The organism is Rhizobium sp. 05L429, assembly GCF_056397645.1.
On record NZ_JBFTNV010000012.1, the window covers coordinates 93120 to 106828 of the forward strand.

16 protein-coding genes are annotated in these 13709 nt (G+C 60.5%); 6 read left to right on the forward strand and 10 right to left on the reverse strand.

The window, feature by feature from the left end:
* The first annotated feature begins 9 nt into the window (after positions 1-9).
* A complete protein-coding gene (gene fabF / locus AC1DNW_RS14960) occupies positions 10-1275 on the forward strand; it encodes a beta-ketoacyl-ACP synthase II (RefSeq protein ID WP_113310090.1) in 1266 nt (421 codons plus the stop codon).
* A gap of 76 nt (positions 1276-1351) precedes the next feature.
* The gene (locus tag AC1DNW_RS14965; RefSeq protein ID WP_113295538.1) at positions 1352-1780 is read left to right on the forward strand and encodes a DUF4864 domain-containing protein; all 429 of its coding nucleotides are present in this window, start codon (positions 1352-1354) and stop codon (positions 1778-1780) included.
* Here AC1DNW_RS14965 and tgt read toward each other — a convergent pair whose 3' ends face one another.
* The 5 genes from tgt to coaD all read right to left on the reverse strand — a co-directional run bounded on the left by tgt (position 1781) and on the right by coaD (position 5694).
* Positions 1781-2911, reverse strand: coding sequence for a tRNA guanosine(34) transglycosylase Tgt (tgt, locus tag AC1DNW_RS14970; RefSeq protein ID WP_477853323.1), 1131 nt, complete (start codon positions 2909-2911; stop codon positions 1781-1783).
* A complete protein-coding gene (gene queA / locus AC1DNW_RS14975; protein WP_113310092.1) occupies positions 2908-3993 on the reverse strand; it encodes a tRNA preQ1(34) S-adenosylmethionine ribosyltransferase-isomerase QueA in 1086 nt (361 codons plus the stop codon). The genes tgt and queA overlap by 4 nt, the downstream gene beginning before the upstream one ends.
* Positions 3994-4065: 72 nt before the next feature.
* On the reverse strand, positions 4066-4575 hold the full coding sequence (locus tag AC1DNW_RS14980) for a peptidylprolyl isomerase (RefSeq protein ID WP_113295541.1): 510 nt from the start codon (positions 4573-4575) through the stop codon (positions 4066-4068).
* A gap of 25 nt (positions 4576-4600) precedes the next feature.
* The gene (locus AC1DNW_RS14985) at positions 4601-5173 is read right to left on the reverse strand and encodes a peptidylprolyl isomerase (RefSeq protein ID WP_113295542.1); all 573 of its coding nucleotides are present in this window, start codon (positions 5171-5173) and stop codon (positions 4601-4603) included.
* 26 nt (positions 5174-5199) lie between these two features.
* Positions 5200-5694 carry a pantetheine-phosphate adenylyltransferase gene (gene coaD, locus AC1DNW_RS14990; RefSeq protein WP_113310093.1) on the reverse strand — a complete coding sequence of 165 codons (495 nt, stop codon included), beginning with the start codon at positions 5692-5694 and terminating at the stop codon, positions 5200-5202.
* 90 nt (positions 5695-5784) lie between these two features.
* On the opposite strand from coaD, the gene AC1DNW_RS14995 reads away from it, so the two are divergent.
* The 3 genes from AC1DNW_RS14995 (at position 5785) to AC1DNW_RS15005 (ending at position 6539) form a co-directional block, all read left to right on the forward strand.
* On the forward strand, positions 5785-6051 hold the full coding sequence (locus AC1DNW_RS14995; RefSeq protein WP_113310094.1) for a hypothetical protein: 267 nt from the start codon (positions 5785-5787) through the stop codon (positions 6049-6051).
* Positions 6052-6155: 104 nt separating this feature from the next.
* The gene (locus AC1DNW_RS15000) at positions 6156-6365 is read left to right on the forward strand and encodes a hypothetical protein (protein ID WP_113295545.1); all 210 of its coding nucleotides are present in this window, start codon (positions 6156-6158) and stop codon (positions 6363-6365) included.
* A 39-nt stretch (positions 6366-6404) separates the two neighbouring features.
* Positions 6405-6539 (forward strand): hypothetical protein, encoded by a 135-nt coding sequence (locus tag AC1DNW_RS15005; RefSeq protein ID WP_477836226.1) that lies wholly within the window; start codon positions 6405-6407, stop codon positions 6537-6539.
* 62 nt (positions 6540-6601) lie between these two features.
* On the opposite strand, the gene AC1DNW_RS15010 is transcribed toward AC1DNW_RS15005, so the two are convergent.
* From AC1DNW_RS15010 to gyrA, 5 genes are all read right to left on the reverse strand, one after another.
* The gene (locus AC1DNW_RS15010; RefSeq protein WP_477853325.1) at positions 6602-6907 is read right to left on the reverse strand and encodes a hypothetical protein; all 306 of its coding nucleotides are present in this window, start codon (positions 6905-6907) and stop codon (positions 6602-6604) included.
* Between the two features lie 20 nt (positions 6908-6927).
* Positions 6928-8004, reverse strand: a complete 1077-nt coding sequence (locus AC1DNW_RS15015; RefSeq protein WP_477853327.1) for a hypothetical protein — start codon at positions 8002-8004, stop codon at positions 6928-6930.
* Positions 8001-8408 carry a hypothetical protein gene (locus AC1DNW_RS15020; protein ID WP_113310096.1) on the reverse strand — a complete coding sequence of 136 codons (408 nt, stop codon included), beginning with the start codon at positions 8406-8408 and terminating at the stop codon, positions 8001-8003. The genes AC1DNW_RS15015 and AC1DNW_RS15020 overlap by 4 nt, the downstream gene beginning before the upstream one ends.
* A gap of 10 nt (positions 8409-8418) precedes the next feature.
* Positions 8419-9912: an FAD-binding oxidoreductase gene (locus AC1DNW_RS15025; protein ID WP_113310097.1), complete on the reverse strand. Its 1494-nt coding sequence runs from the start codon at positions 9910-9912 to the stop codon at positions 8419-8421.
* A gap of 95 nt (positions 9913-10007) precedes the next feature.
* The gene (gyrA, locus tag AC1DNW_RS15030; RefSeq protein ID WP_477853330.1) at positions 10008-12809 is read right to left on the reverse strand and encodes a DNA gyrase subunit A; all 2802 of its coding nucleotides are present in this window, start codon (positions 12807-12809) and stop codon (positions 10008-10010) included.
* Between the two features lie 225 nt (positions 12810-13034).
* Here gyrA and AC1DNW_RS15035 point away from each other — a divergent pair, with 225 nt between their 5' ends.
* Entirely contained in the window at positions 13035-13682 is a 648-nt protein-coding gene (locus AC1DNW_RS15035) for a MarC family protein (RefSeq protein WP_477853331.1), read from the forward strand.
* Positions 13683-13709: the final 27 nt, after the last annotated feature.

Below are 13709 nucleotides of genomic sequence, written 5' to 3' on the forward strand. Positions count from 1 at the left end.
GACAAATCCATGGAACGCATTGTTGTCACCGGTATGGGACTTGTTTCGCCGCTCGGCGTTGGCGTCGAGACGGCTTGGAATCGGCTCGTCGCTGGTGGTTCCGGCCTGCGCGTACTGCCTGAAGACGTGGTCGGCGATCTCGCTGCCAAGGTCGGTGGGGTCGTGCCCTCCATCGAGGAGGACACCGAAGCCGGTTTTGATCCCGACCGCGCCGTTCCGCCCAAGGACCAGAAGAAGATGGACCGCTTCATCCAGTTCGCGATGATGGCGACAGACGAAGCGGTGCGCCAGGCCGGCTGGATGCCCGAGGGCGTGGATGAGCGCGAGCGGACGGCAACGATCATCGGCTCCGGCGTCGGCGGCTTTCCGGCCATCGCGGATGCCGTGCGCACAGCTGAAACGCGCGGTGTGCGGCGACTCTCGCCCTTCACCGTGCCTTCCTTCCTCGTCAATCTCGCGGCCGGTCAGGTCAGCATCCGCTACGGCTTCAAAGGGCCGCTCGGCGCACCGGTGACGGCTTGCGCGGCAAGCGTTCAGGCCATCGGCGATGCAGCTCGCCTGATCCGATCCGGCGAAGCTGACGTCGCGATCTGCGGTGGCTCGGAAGCCTGCATCGACAAGGTGAGCCTTGGCGGCTTTGCCGCGGCACGCGCACTCTCGAGCGGTTTCAACGACAGGCCTGAACTGGCCTCCCGTCCGTTCGATACGGCGCGGGATGGTTTCGTGATGGGCGAAGGCGCCGGCATTCTGGTCATCGAAACTCTGGAGCATGCGCTGGCACGTGGCGCGACACCGCTTGCCGAGCTCGTCGGCTACGGCACAGCTGCCGATGCCTATCATATGACAGCCGGACCGGAGGATGGCGATGGCGCCCGCCGGGCGATGGAGGCAGCATTGCGGCAAGCGAGAATTCCGGCTTCCGAGGTCAAACATCTCAACGCCCATGCGACCTCGACACCGGTCGGCGACAGAGGCGAGATTGCCGCGATCGGCACKATTTTCGGCCGCGATGGCGGCATTGCTGTCAGTGCCACCAAATCGGCGACCGGTCATCTTCTGGGTGCAGCCGGCGGTCTCGAGGCGATCTTCACCATCCTTGCGCTGCGCAACCAGATCGCCCCGCCGACGCGCAATCTGGATACGGCAGACCCGGCTGCCGAAGGCATCGATCTCGTCGGCAAGGTGGCCCGTAAGGTGGCGATGGAATATGCGATCACCAACGGCTTCGGTTTCGGAGGCGTCAATGCCAGTGCCCTCTTCCGCCGCTGGTCCTGAGCCCCTGGGTTTTATCGGCCTCTTTCCTTGCGCGCAAAATAGCCTACACTTCGGCTGACATAGCCGGAGATGTCCCATGCGCGCTTTCCTTGCAGTGCTCGTTCTGTGTGCCGTATCCGCGATGTCAGGCATGGCTGCCCATGCCGAAGATCCGGTGCAGACGACGCAGTCGATGATCGAGGAACAGATCAGGGCGTTCCTGAAGGATGACGCCGACACGGCCTATTCCTTCGCGGCACCTGGCATCAAGGCAATGTATCCGGACAAGAACGTCTTCTTCGCCATGGTGAAGAAGAGCTACGAACCGGTCTATCATCCCGGCAACTATGCCTTCGGCCGCAACAGATCGATCGACGACGGCGCGATGGTCTATCAGGAAGTGTTGATCTCAGGCCGCGATGGCAAGGATTGGACGGCAATCTATCAGGTCGCCCGCCAGCCGGATGGAAGCTACAAGATCAACGGCGTGCAGATCGTCCCAAATGCCGACAGCAAGGGCATCTGATCAGACGGGTTCGAGATCGCCCCTCGCCCATTCCTCTGTTGTCTCGGCCATGAAATCGGCGAAGCGGCCTTCGGCGATCGCCTTCCGGATGCCCTGCATCAGTTCCTGGTAATAGTTCAGATTGTGCCAGGAGAGCAGCATGCCGCCCAGCGCCTCGTTGGCACGAACCAGATGGTGGAGATAGGCGCGGGAATAATCACGCGTTGCCGGGCAGTTCGACTGATCGTCGAGCGGGCGCATGTCTTCCGCATGCCGGGCATTGCGGATATTGACCTTGCCGCGGCGGGTGAAGGCGAGCCCGTGGCGGCCCGAACGGGTCGGCATTACGCAATCGAACATGTCGATACCGCGTGCCACTGATTTCAGCATATCGTCAGGCGTACCGACGCCCATCAGGTAACGCGGCTTTTCACTTGGCAGGACGGGAAGTGTCGTTTCCAGCATTCTCAACATGACATCCTGCGGCTCACCGACGGCAAGACCACCGACGGCATAGCCCTTCAGGTCGAGCTCGGCGAGCTTTTCAGCCGAGCGGACACGCAGGGCCGGTATATCGCCGCCTTGCACGATGCCGAACATCGCCTTGCCCGGCTGGTTGCCGAAAGCGACCTTGCAGCGCTCGGCCCAGCGCAGCGACATTTCCATGGCGCGCTCGATTTCCTTCGGTTCAGCCGGCAGCGCGACGCACTCATCGAGCTGCATCTGGATATCGGAGCCGAGCAAGCCCTKGATTTCTATGGAGCGTTCCGGCGACATGTGATGCAGGCTGCCGTCGACATGCGACTTGAAGGTCACGCCCTGCTCGTCGAGCTTGCGCAGGCCTGACAAAGACATGACCTGGAAACCGCCGGAATCCGTCAGGATCGGGTGTTCCCAGCGGATGAGCTTGTGCAGGCCGCCGAGGCGGGCGACGCGTTCGGCCGTCGGGCGCAGCATCAGGTGATAGGTATTGCCGAGGATGATGTCGGCACCCGTCTCGCGGACCTGATCGAGATACATTGCCTTGACCGTGCCAACAGTGCCGACCGGCATGAAGGCCGGCGTGCGGATCGTACCGCGCGGCATGGAAACTTCACCGAGGCGCGCACCGCCATCGGTCTTCTTGAGGGTGAACTGGAAGTTCTCGGTCATTTGTCTTTCCGGAAAAGAAGGCTGGCGTCGCCGTAGGAATAGAAGCGGTAGCCTGTCGAAATGGCATGTTCATAGGCCGCGTGCATGGTGTCGAAACCGGCGAAGGCCGAGACCAGCATGAAGAGCGTCGAGCGCGGCAGGTGGAAGTTCGTCATGAGGATATCGACCGCCTTGAAGCGGTAGCCGGGCGTGATGAAGATGCCGGTCGCGCCAGCCCAAGGCTTGATCTCACCACCCTCTTCGGCAGCGCTCTCGATCAGCCGCAGCGATGTCGTGCCGACGCAGATGATGCGTCCGCCCCTCTCCCGTACGGCATTCAGCCTCGCAGCGATCTCGGCGCTGACATAGCCGCTTTCGAGATGCATCTTGTGATCGTCGGTATCGTCGGCCTTGACCGGCAGAAAGGTGCCGGCACCGACATGCAGCGTCACGAAATGCCGTTCGATACCGGCCTCGTCGAGTGCCTCGAACAGATCAGGCGTGAAATGCAGGCCGGCGGTGGGTGCAGCGACAGCGCCCTCCTCCCGCGCATAAATGGTCTGGTAGTCGGCGCGGTCGCGTTCGTCCTCCGGACGCTTGGCGGCGATATAGGGTGGCAGCGGAATATGGCCGACGCTGGCAATCGCCTCATCGAGCGTCGGGCCGGAGAGATCGAAGGAGAGCGTCACCTCACCCGCTTCGCCCTTTTCCTCGACGGTAGCATCGAGCGAGCCGAGCATGCAGCTTTCGCCGCCATGGCCGAAGGCGATACGGTCGCCTTCCTTGATGCGTTTTCCGGGCTTGGCGAAGGCCTTCCATTTGTTGGCGCCGATACGCATGTGGAGTGTGGCAGAAACCTGCTGGCCGCCGGCGCCCTCGCGATGGCGAATGCCTTCAAGCTGGGCTGGAATGACTTTGGTATCGTTGAAGACCAGCGCATCGCCTGCCCGCAGGAAGGACGGCAGATCGGAGACCTGGTGATCGGAAAACACTATCTGCGCATTCGGATCGACGACGAGCAGGCGCGCGCTATCGCGCGGCTCGGCGGGCCGCAGCGCAATGCGTTCATCCGGCAGGTCGAAATCGAAGAGGTCTACGCGCATCCAGGCACTTTCAGGCAAAGCGAAACCCGCCCCGCGCTCTCGCGCCTGGGCGGGTTTCAGCAGAAATCACAATCAGACGTCGGCGGCAACCCGCAAGGAGACGATCGAATCCGGATCGGAAACGGGTTCGCCCTTCTTGATCTTGTCGATGTTGTCCATGCCTTCGATGACCTGACCCCAGACGGAATACTGCTTGTTCAGCCACGGAGCGTCGGTAAAGCAGATGAAGAACTGGGAATTTGCCGAGTTCGGGCTCTGCGAACGGGCCATCGAGCAGGTGCCGCGAACATGCGGCGTTGCGGAGAATTCAGCCTTGAGATCGTCCTTCGAAGAACCACCCATACCGGCGCGGCCCGGGTTGAAATTCTCGCCGCCCTTCTTTCCGAACTCCACATCACCCGTCTGCGCCATGAAGTCGGCGATGACGCGGTGGAAGACCACGCCGTCATAGGCCTTCTCGCGCGCGAGTTCCTTGATGCGCTTGACATGCTCGGGCGCGACCTGCGGCAGAAGCTGGATGACAACCTTGCCCTTGGTGGTTTCCAGAATGATGGTGTTTTCCGGATCCTTGATCTCGGCCATTGTCGTTCTCCTTCTCGTCTTGAACTTACTTCTTGCCCATCGTGACCTTGATCATGCGGTCAGGATTGCTGACTTCGCCGTTCTGGCCTTCGCCCTTCTTGATCTTGTCGACGTTTTCCATACCGGAGACAACCTTGCCGACGACCGTGTACTGACCGTTCAGGAAGGAACCGTCTGCAAACATGATGAAGAACTGCGAGTTGGCGGAATTCGGATCCTGCGAGCGCGCCATGCCGACCGTACCGCGGACGAAGGGCGTCTTGGAAAATTCAGCCGGGAGGTCGGGCAGATCGGAACCGCCGGTGCCGGCCTGGCTCGCATCAAAGTTCTTTTCCATGTTGCCGTATTTCACGTCGCCGGTCTGGGCCATGAAGCCGGGGATAACGCGGTGGAAGGCGACATTGTCGTACTCGCCCTTCTTCACCAGCGCCTCGATCTGCGCCACGTGTTTCGGCGCGACATCAGGCATCAGTTGAATAACGACCGGGCCACTCTTCAGCTGGATGGTGACGTAGTGATCGGCAGCCTGCGCAAGAGCGTCGCCCGCGAAGGAGGCGAGATAGAGCACGCCGGCAAATGCAAGATAAAAGAGTTTCATGTGAGCTCCGTTGAGGCGATGCCGCCTTAGGCTTTGCGCTTGGATTTCAGGGCTTGCAAGACGGCGGCCGGCACGAAGGCACTGACATCTCCACCCATGGCTGCGATCTGTCGCACCAATGTGGCGGTAATAGGCCGCGAGGCCGTGCCTGCCGGCAGAAAGATGGTCTGGATATCGGGCGCCATCTGCCGATTCATGCCGGCCATCTGCATTTCGTAGTCGAGATCAGTGCCATCGCGCAGGCCGCGGATCAGAAGGCTTGCGCCATGCTCGCGCGCGGCGTCGACCACAAGGTTATCAAAAGAGACGACGTCAATATGCCCGCTCTTTTCCGGCAGTACTTCGGCCAGCGAGGCGCGGATCAGCTCTGCCTTTTCCTCAAAAGAGAAGAGCGGCGCCTTGCCGGGGTGGATGCCGATCGCGACGATCACTTTCTCGGCGACGTTCAGCGCCTGCACCAGCACGTCGACGTGTCCATTGGTGATCGGGTCGAAGGACCCCGGATAGAAAGCTGTCGTCATATGGCCCGGCCGTTCGTTTGACGCCTTTTGTCATGGAAGCCGTCTTCCCGCAAGTTATTTAGCCTAGCTGCCAGCGCTGCTGAACGATGAATGAACGGCACGTTCAAGACCGTTTCAGATACGATCTGCTTTACTCGGGCCATCAACACAGCCGCTGCCGGTCCCGGTGGCGGTCCTCCCGGAAAGACTGAGATCATGCTGATCGTCCTTATTGCAATAGCCGTTATTTTTTCGCTGCTTACGGAGCTTTTCTACGGTTATCTCGCAGATCGGCATCAGCTCGGCTGGGTGCGCCCGGAAGTCAACGAACATGCGGCCATCATGCGTCAGCTTGGCCATATGCGCCAACCGGTTTGAATTCTGAACGGCAGATGAACACGGTATTCAAGGTCGCTTCAGATCACGGTTGTTAAACACCCCGCCAACATCCGGCGGGAACCAATTTAAGACGGATGCGTTCAATGATCGACACATATGAGATGCGGAAGCGCGGCAGGAAGGGGATTAAGATGCCTGGCAAGATCACCATGATTAACATGCTCTGGATGGTAATGATTACGGGCATGCTGACTGCCACAATCGCTCTCTATGACAATCAAAAGGTCGATGCCTCCAAGGTATATGGTCCGTTCGCTTCGGCTCGCGCCGCAAGCGTTCTCGGCCAGTACTGAGGGGCGTGAACGCAACTCCCCACAGAAAGGAACGCCACCATGTTCACGATCCTGACAGTTCTTACTGCACTCATCAGCATCATGTTCATAGTGTCCGTGACTTCGACGATTTCCGCGCTGCGCCGTGAGAGCGAGGAAGTGAAGTCGCTGAACGAGAAGCACAGCACTTTCTAGGCTCTCCTCCCGGAGCAATAACAGCGAATACAAAGCCGGATGTTCTGCGTCCGGCTTTTTCGTCAAGTCGAAGCTGTAGGGCGAAGTGCCAGACAGCCGCTCTTCCGTAGCGGCAACACAAGAATGGCGCCTCTGCCGTAGAGCGCGCGCACGTAGTCGGAGCGCTGGCTCGTCACCACGACGTAACCCCTGCCCCATCGAAGGATGGAGACACCTTCCGGCAACGCGCCGGGCTTTATAGCGCGGGCACTGAAGACCATGGCGGCCGGCGCCTCGCCCGTTGCCGCAAAGACGAGCGCAAACAGCGCGAAGGCTGCGGCAACGACCGCTATCGCAACGCCTGTCCTGCGTGCCAAACGTGCCATCATACCATCGCCTGCCCCATGCCTCAGAAGTCAAATATATGCTCAAGGCCGGGATCAGCAATCTGCCGTTCCCGCAGCAGAGGCGCGAGATCTGCCATTTTGACCGACAGAAGCAGGCGGTCACTATCAAAACCGGTGCGTGGTAGGCGCGTGATCACCTCACCGGGCAGATTGTTCTGTTGCGAACCTGAGGGTACCGTCAGAGACACCATGATGTCGTCATTGCCGGCAATCTCGCGGATTGAACCGCCCGCCCTGGCGATATTCGAAAGGATATGAGTGAAGCGGTCATATCGGGGCGTCTCGATCACGACACCATCTGCGCTTTCCGAAACGATCGATACGTCCGGTATTGCAGCAAACGCTGATGTCGGCAGCCCCGATACGACGGAGCGGATCGTCAGCTTAGCCTGACCGGTCGCGGCCACAGCATCGGCGATCATCCCGGCATAAGCGATTTTGGCATGCCATTCGCCGCCAATCGCCAACCGGCGTTCCCAGCCTCGCAGCGGCGCTTCCACGGGTGCGGCCCAAAGCCGGTCGATCCAGGGTTGGAAAGGATATTTGTACCACGGGGTCTGGCGCAGAAAGGCAGCGTAGTCGATCGCCATATCGCGGGCGATAAGATCCTGCGGCGTCTTTTCGCTGCCGCGCCAGAGCGCGAAAATGTGACCGATCGTTTCCTCGTAGGCGGCCTTCATGCCCATTTCGAGCGTGAAGCTGACGCCGATGGTGGCGATCATCATCCGGGTTTCTGTGTCGGCACCACCGTGGCGGTCGGCTATCCGCGTCAGCGCACAGTCGGCCACCCAGAAATCCTTCACGCTGGAAAGATGGCCGAAGCCATGTTCATCACCCGTCTTCAGGGTCTCGGCCAGGCCGTCATAAGCGTAGACGATATGCCATTCCGGATAGGTTAGATAGGTATTCGCCTCCTGCCGCCGGAATTCGGGATCCGATATCAGCGGCAGGTAATTATCCGCTTCAGGATCGGCATGGCAGAAGGTTTCGACATAGGCAGCGGGGCTCAKCAGCAGAAGGATGGCGACAACGAGAACCGCGAGCATCCAGCCGATGATTTTCAGAAACCGCCGCATCATGGCGCCTCGCGGCGGAAGATATAGCTGGACGCGATCGCGACACCGCCGAGAAAGAGATGCGGCAGGTTGGCGAGAATCTTGAACGTGATGGGTAGGTTCTGAATGCCGTAGTTGACGATACCGAGGTCGAGGTAGCCCGACCCGGTGATCAGCCCAAGCAGACCATCGCCGAAATAGAGCAGGCCGAAATAGAAAAGGAAGTTTCGGGACGCACGGGCCGACAGGAACGCCGCTGTGCCCGCCCAGGCGGCAGAGGCAAGGTGCAGGCTGTCGTCGTAGATATCCAGCGCGAAGATACCGAAGGCTCGACCTTCCGCATCCGTCAGTCCCGGGATGTAATTCAACGCCGCCGCAAAGAGCAGAGCCACGGTGTAAAGCACAGCAATAAGCCGAAGCCTGGACATGCAAATCCTCCTAGAGGCTTCCGAGATAACGATTCCAGAAATGATTGCGGAAAATTAGACCGGGATCCAGCCGGCGCTTGGCCACTGCAAACTCCGGGGCGCGCGGATAAGCACGGATAAACTGATCCTGCCGGGCATGCGGCCGGTACGGCAGATAGTAACTGCCGCCAATATCAAGCACGCGCTCGATCAGCGCTTCGGTCATCCTCTGCATATCGGCCTCGCCTCTGACGGTCTTTTCCTGAGAGAAGAGCATGACGGCGGCAATGCGAGGCTCCGTAGCGTAAGCCAGTACGCTGTCGCGGTCTGTATTCACGTAGCGCAGCGTGATGTTGAGGAGTTGCTGATAGGACGCCGGAATGACATCCCGGCAGGCCGCAACGAAATCGGCAAAGCGCGATGGCGAAACGAAATATTCGTGCAGGATGTCGGTGCGGAAGGGAGTGCGATCATCGAGCGTGATGACGGGTTCGTTCATCAAGCTGTTGCGTGTCGACTGCGCTGATATCGACGGATTGACGACAGCCTCGGTCCACCAGCGAAGATGTTTGGCCGTATCCCAACCGAGCTGTGCTCGGAAGATTTCACGCGAAACGTGGCTGATGAAACCGGAGCCGGAGGCCGGAGGAATATTCGCCTGGTCAGCAGCGGCGCGATAGGTGATCAGCAGCGCATCTTCAAAAAAGCGGTCGAGCGAAATATCCATACGGCCGTAAGCCATATTGATCGAGCCGTCGCTCGCCAACAGCTCGGCAAAACGCCGTCCGAGATCCTCTCCTGCCAGATGTTCAAAGGTCGGCTGCAACAGCACGTTTGGCACCATATCGAGCTCGAGTTCGGTAATGACTCCGAAAAGGCCATACCCGCCCATGGCGTGATTGAAGAGTTCGGCATTCTCACTCCGCGAGCAGGTCAGCAGATTGCCGTCCGCCGTCATCATACTGATGGAGCGGACTGTGCTGCCGCACGCGCTGAAGGGAACCGGCCAGCCATGGGCGTTGACCGAAAAGGTGCTGGCAACGCCGAAGTCATTGTTGGACTGCATGACGGCGGGCGAAAAGCCTATCGCATCGAGCTTGGAGATGATCGTCGACCAGCGCGTGCCGGCGGCGACACGATAAGTCTTGGCGGCCGTATCCGCCTCCAGCCAATCCTGATCCAGCGTCAGAGCCGTACCGTTTTCGGCGAGGCTCTGGCCGCCCATCGAATGGCGTGCGGCGCTGGCGATGAAGGGCCTGTTGGCCTTGACCGCCTCGGCAAGTGCCGCGCGCAATTGGCCGATCATCGCCTCCTGCGGCGGCTCCTTCACCGTCAGATGTGCGGCGACCCGCGTCGGCGTCAGCTCTCCCGCATCATTAAGAATGGTCGTTGGGTCTTCGAGGGGAGGTTCCGCTGGAAAGGCCGGTCCCGGATCGCTTTGCGGCTGAAGCAGGAAACGCCCCGCCGCAACACCGGCTGCGGCCGAAATACCGGCGAGCACCCCGCGCCTTGTCCACTTGCCCATAACATTCCCCCTCCGGACGAATCGGCAAGTCCTTCATAGCGCAATAAAAAACCGGGCGGCAGGGGCCGCCCGGTCTGCAATGAGAAAGTGCTGAATTATTCAGCCGATGGGGTTTCGTCTGCTTCGCCCGCAGCAGGAGCTTCGCCTTCGGAAGCGGCAGCTTCGTCACCGTTTTCCGCCGTCTCTTCCTCTTCCGGCTCGCTGATACGCTCGACGGAAACGACCTTCTCATCCTTGGCGGTCGAGAAGATCGTGACGCCCTTGGTCGCGCGGCTGGCGATGCGGATGCCGCCAACAGGCACGCGGATCAACTGGCCGCCATCGGAGACGAGCATTATCTGATCGCCGTCGTCGATCGGGAATGCGGCGACGAGTTCGCCGATTTCACCTGTCTTCGACGTATCGGTAGCGCGAATGCCCTTGCCGCCGCGGCCGGAGATACGGAAGTCATAAGAAGACGACCGCTTGCCGAAGCCCTTTTCCGAAACCGTCAGCACGAACTGCTCGCGTGCCTTCAGCTCTTCATAACGCTCGTCGGAAAGCTGTCCCTCTTCGGTGACTTCTTCACCGACCAAAGCAATATCTTCTTCATCCACACCCGTTGCACGACGTTCGACGGCAGAGCGCTTCAGATAGGCAGCGCGCTCCCACGGCTCGGCGTCGACATGGCCGACGATCGTCATCGAGATGATGCGGTCGCCATCCCCGAGATTGATACCGCGCACACCGATGGAGTTGCGGCCGGCAAAGACGCGGACATCATCGACGGAGAAGCGGATGCACTGGCCGAGCGCGGTCGTCAGCAGGACGTCGTCCTGATCGGTGCAGGTCTCGACGGAGAGGATTTCATCCCCCTCCTCGTCCAGCTTCATGGCGATCTTGCCGTTGCGGTTCACCTGGACGAAGTCCGACAGCTTGTTGCGGCGGACCGTACCACGCGTCGTCGAGAACATGACGTCGAGGTTGTCCCAGCTGTCTTCGTCCTCAGGCAGCGGCAGGATGGTGGTGATGCGTTCGCCTGACGCCAGCGGCAGCATGTTGATCAACGCCTTGCCGCGAGAAGTCGGCGTGCCGATCGGCAGACGCCAGACCTTCTCCTTATAGACGATGCCACGCGAGGAGAAGAACAGAACCGGCGTATGGGTATTGACCACGAATAGCCGGCTAACGAAATCCTCGTCACGGGTGGTCATGCCCGAGCGGCCCTTGCCGCCGCGGCGCTGTGCGCGGTAGGTCGCGAGCGGCACGCGCTTGATGTAACCGAGGTGCGAGACGGTCACGACCATGTCTTCGCGGGCGATGAGGTCCTCATCATCCATCTCGAGACCACCATCGATGATCTCGGTGCGACGCGGCGTGCCGAACTCGTCGCGGACCGCGGTCAGCTCGTCCTTGACGATCGTCTGGATGCGGACGCGCGACGACAGGATATCGAGATAGTCTTTGATTTCCTCGCCTATCTTATTGAGTTCATCACCGATTTCGTCGCGGCCGAGGGCCGTCAGGCGGGCAAGGCGGAGCTCGAGGATCGCGCGGGCCTGCTCTTCGGAGAGATTGTAGGTCAGGTCCTCGTTGATGCGATGACGCGGGTCATCGATCAGGCGGATCAGACTTTCGACATCTTCCGCCGGCCAGCGGCGGGTCATCAGTTCTTCGCGGGCCGACTGCGGGTCGGGCGCCTGACGGATGACGCGGATGACCTMATCGATATTGGCGACGGCAATTGCCAGACCGACCAAGACGTGCGCGCGTTCACGCGCCTTGCGAAGCAGGAATTTGGTTCTCCGGCTAACGACTTCCTCGCGGAAGGAGACGAAGGCGCGGAGCATGTCGAGCAACGTCAGCTGTTCCGGCTTGCCGCCGTTCAGCGCCACCATGTTGCAGCCGAAGGAGGTCTGCAGCGGCGTGTAGCGGTAAAGCTGATTCAGGATGACGTCGGCATTGGCATCGCGCTTCAGCTCGACGACAACGCGGTAGCCCTGACGGTCGGACTCGTCGCGCAGATCGGAAATGCCTTCGATGCGCTTCTCGCGCACCAGCTCGGCCATCTTCTCGATCATCGTCGCCTTGTTCACCTGATAGGGAATTTCGGTGATGATGATCTGTTCGCGATCGCCGCGCATCGGCTCGATGGCGGCAACGCCGCGCATGATGACGGAACCGCGGCCGGTTTCATAGGCCGAACGGATGCCGGCGCGGCCGAGGATCTTGGCGCCGGTCGGGAAATCCGGACCTGGAATGATCTGCATCAGGTCCGGCAGCTCGATCGCCGGATCGTTGATCAGCGCAATGCAGCCGTCGATGACCTCAGACAGGTTATGCGGCGGAATATTGGTCGCCATGCCGACGGCGATGCCGCCAGCGCCGTTGACCAGCAAGTTCGGGAACTTCGCGGGCACGACCATCGGCTCGGAGAGCGTGCCGTCATAGTTGTCGCGGAAATCGACCGTTTCCTTGTCGAGGTCGTCGAGCAACGAATGGGCGGCCTTCTGCAGGCGGCATTCGGTGTAACGTTCGGCCGCCGGCGGGTCACCGTCGACGGAGCCGAAATTGCCCTGGCCATCGATCAGCGGCAGGCGCAGCGACCAATGCTGCGCCATGCGGGCGAGCGCGTCATAGATCGCAGCGTTGCCGTGCGGATGGTATTTACCCATCACGTCACCGGTGACGCGGGCGCACTTGACGTATTTCTTGTTCCAGTCGATGCCGAGTTCGGACATGCCGTAGAGAATGCGCCGGTGCACGGGCTTGAGGCCGTCACGCACGTCGGGAAGCGCGCGGGACACGATTACGCTCATCGCGTAATCGAGGTACGACCTCTGCATTTCCTCTATAATGGAGATGGGCTCGATGCCTGGCGGGAGCTTCCCGCCGCCGGGGGGTGTTTGCTCAGTCAAAACGGTTCACGTTCTCTTCTAGAATCACTTGAAGATTTATAGCGGAAAGCCTGTTCCCGCGCCAATTTAGCCAGGGGTTTTGAACAGGCTTTTGCGGTCGAAAGAGGGCAAATCGCGCCATTTGCCCGTGGGTAGGAGACAATCAGCGACCATGCATTTGCCAAATCGGAAGCCGCACATCACAATCATCAAAAACAAGCATCTATATGGGGTTTTGGAGAAGCGATGGCAAGCGCCGACCAACTGATCAACGCGTTTACGACGCTGCTCGTCACCATCGATCMGCCGGGGCTCGCCCCGCTCTTTCTCGGTCTCACTGTCGGCATGACCCGCCAGGAGCGCAAGCAGGTGGCGTTGCGCGGCTCGACCATCGCCTTCATCATCCTAGCCGTCTTCGCACTGTTCGGCTCCAGCGTGCTCGGCGTGCTCGGCATTTCCATCGGTGCCTTCCGGCTGGCGGGCGGCCTGCTGCTGTTCTGGATCGCTTTCGAAATGGTGTTCGAGAAGCGCCAGGACCGTAAGGAAAAGACCACGGAAGTGGCGATTACCAAGGATCATATCGAGAATATTGCCGTCTTCCCGCTGGCACTGCCGCTGATTGCCGGGCCGGGCGCCATTTCCGCGACGATCCTGCTGGGAGGCACCCTTCCCTCCACCGTCGAGCGGGCGCAACTGATCGGCGTTATCGCGGCCTGCTTGCTGATCACGTTGGTGGTGCTTTTCCTCGCCGACCGGCTAGACCGCTTCCTCGGCGTCACGGGCCGGGCAATCCTGACCCGCCTTCTCGGAGTCATCCTGGCAGCGCTTGCCGCCCAGTTCGTTATCGATGGGGCAAAATCGGCGCTCAACCTGATCAGCGCCACACCGACATGAAAACGGCGCCCTTGGGCGCCGTTTGCA

Bases quoted from the DNA above. Each gene is read 5' to 3' on its own strand.
- AC1DNW_RS14965 (WP_113295538.1), top strand. From the start codon at position 1,352: ATGCGCGCTTTCCTTGCAGTGCTCGTTCTGTGTGCCGTATCCGCGATG.
- queA (WP_113310092.1), bottom strand. From the start codon at position 3,993: ATGCGCGTAGACCTCTTCGATTTCGACCTGCCGGATGAACGCATTGCG.
- AC1DNW_RS14980 (WP_113295541.1), bottom strand. From the start codon at position 4,575: ATGGCCGAGATCAAGGATCCGGAAAACACCATCATTCTGGAAACCACC.
- AC1DNW_RS14985 (WP_113295542.1), bottom strand. From the start codon at position 5,173: ATGAAACTCTTTTATCTTGCATTTGCCGGCGTGCTCTATCTCGCCTCC.
- coaD (WP_113310093.1), bottom strand. From the start codon at position 5,694: ATGACGACAGCTTTCTATCCGGGGTCCTTCGACCCGATCACCAATGGA.
- AC1DNW_RS14995 (WP_113310094.1), top strand. From the start codon at position 5,785: ATGAACGGCACGTTCAAGACCGTTTCAGATACGATCTGCTTTACTCGG.
- AC1DNW_RS15000 (WP_113295545.1), top strand. From the start codon at position 6,156: ATGATCGACACATATGAGATGCGGAAGCGCGGCAGGAAGGGGATTAAG.
- AC1DNW_RS15005 (WP_477836226.1), top strand. From the start codon at position 6,405: ATGTTCACGATCCTGACAGTTCTTACTGCACTCATCAGCATCATGTTC.
- AC1DNW_RS15010 (WP_477853325.1), bottom strand. From the start codon at position 6,907: ATGATGGCACGTTTGGCACGCAGGACAGGCGTTGCGATAGCGGTCGTT.
- AC1DNW_RS15020 (WP_113310096.1), bottom strand. From the start codon at position 8,408: ATGTCCAGGCTTCGGCTTATTGCTGTGCTTTACACCGTGGCTCTGCTC.
- AC1DNW_RS15025 (WP_113310097.1), bottom strand. From the start codon at position 9,912: ATGGGCAAGTGGACAAGGCGCGGGGTGCTCGCCGGTATTTCGGCCGCA.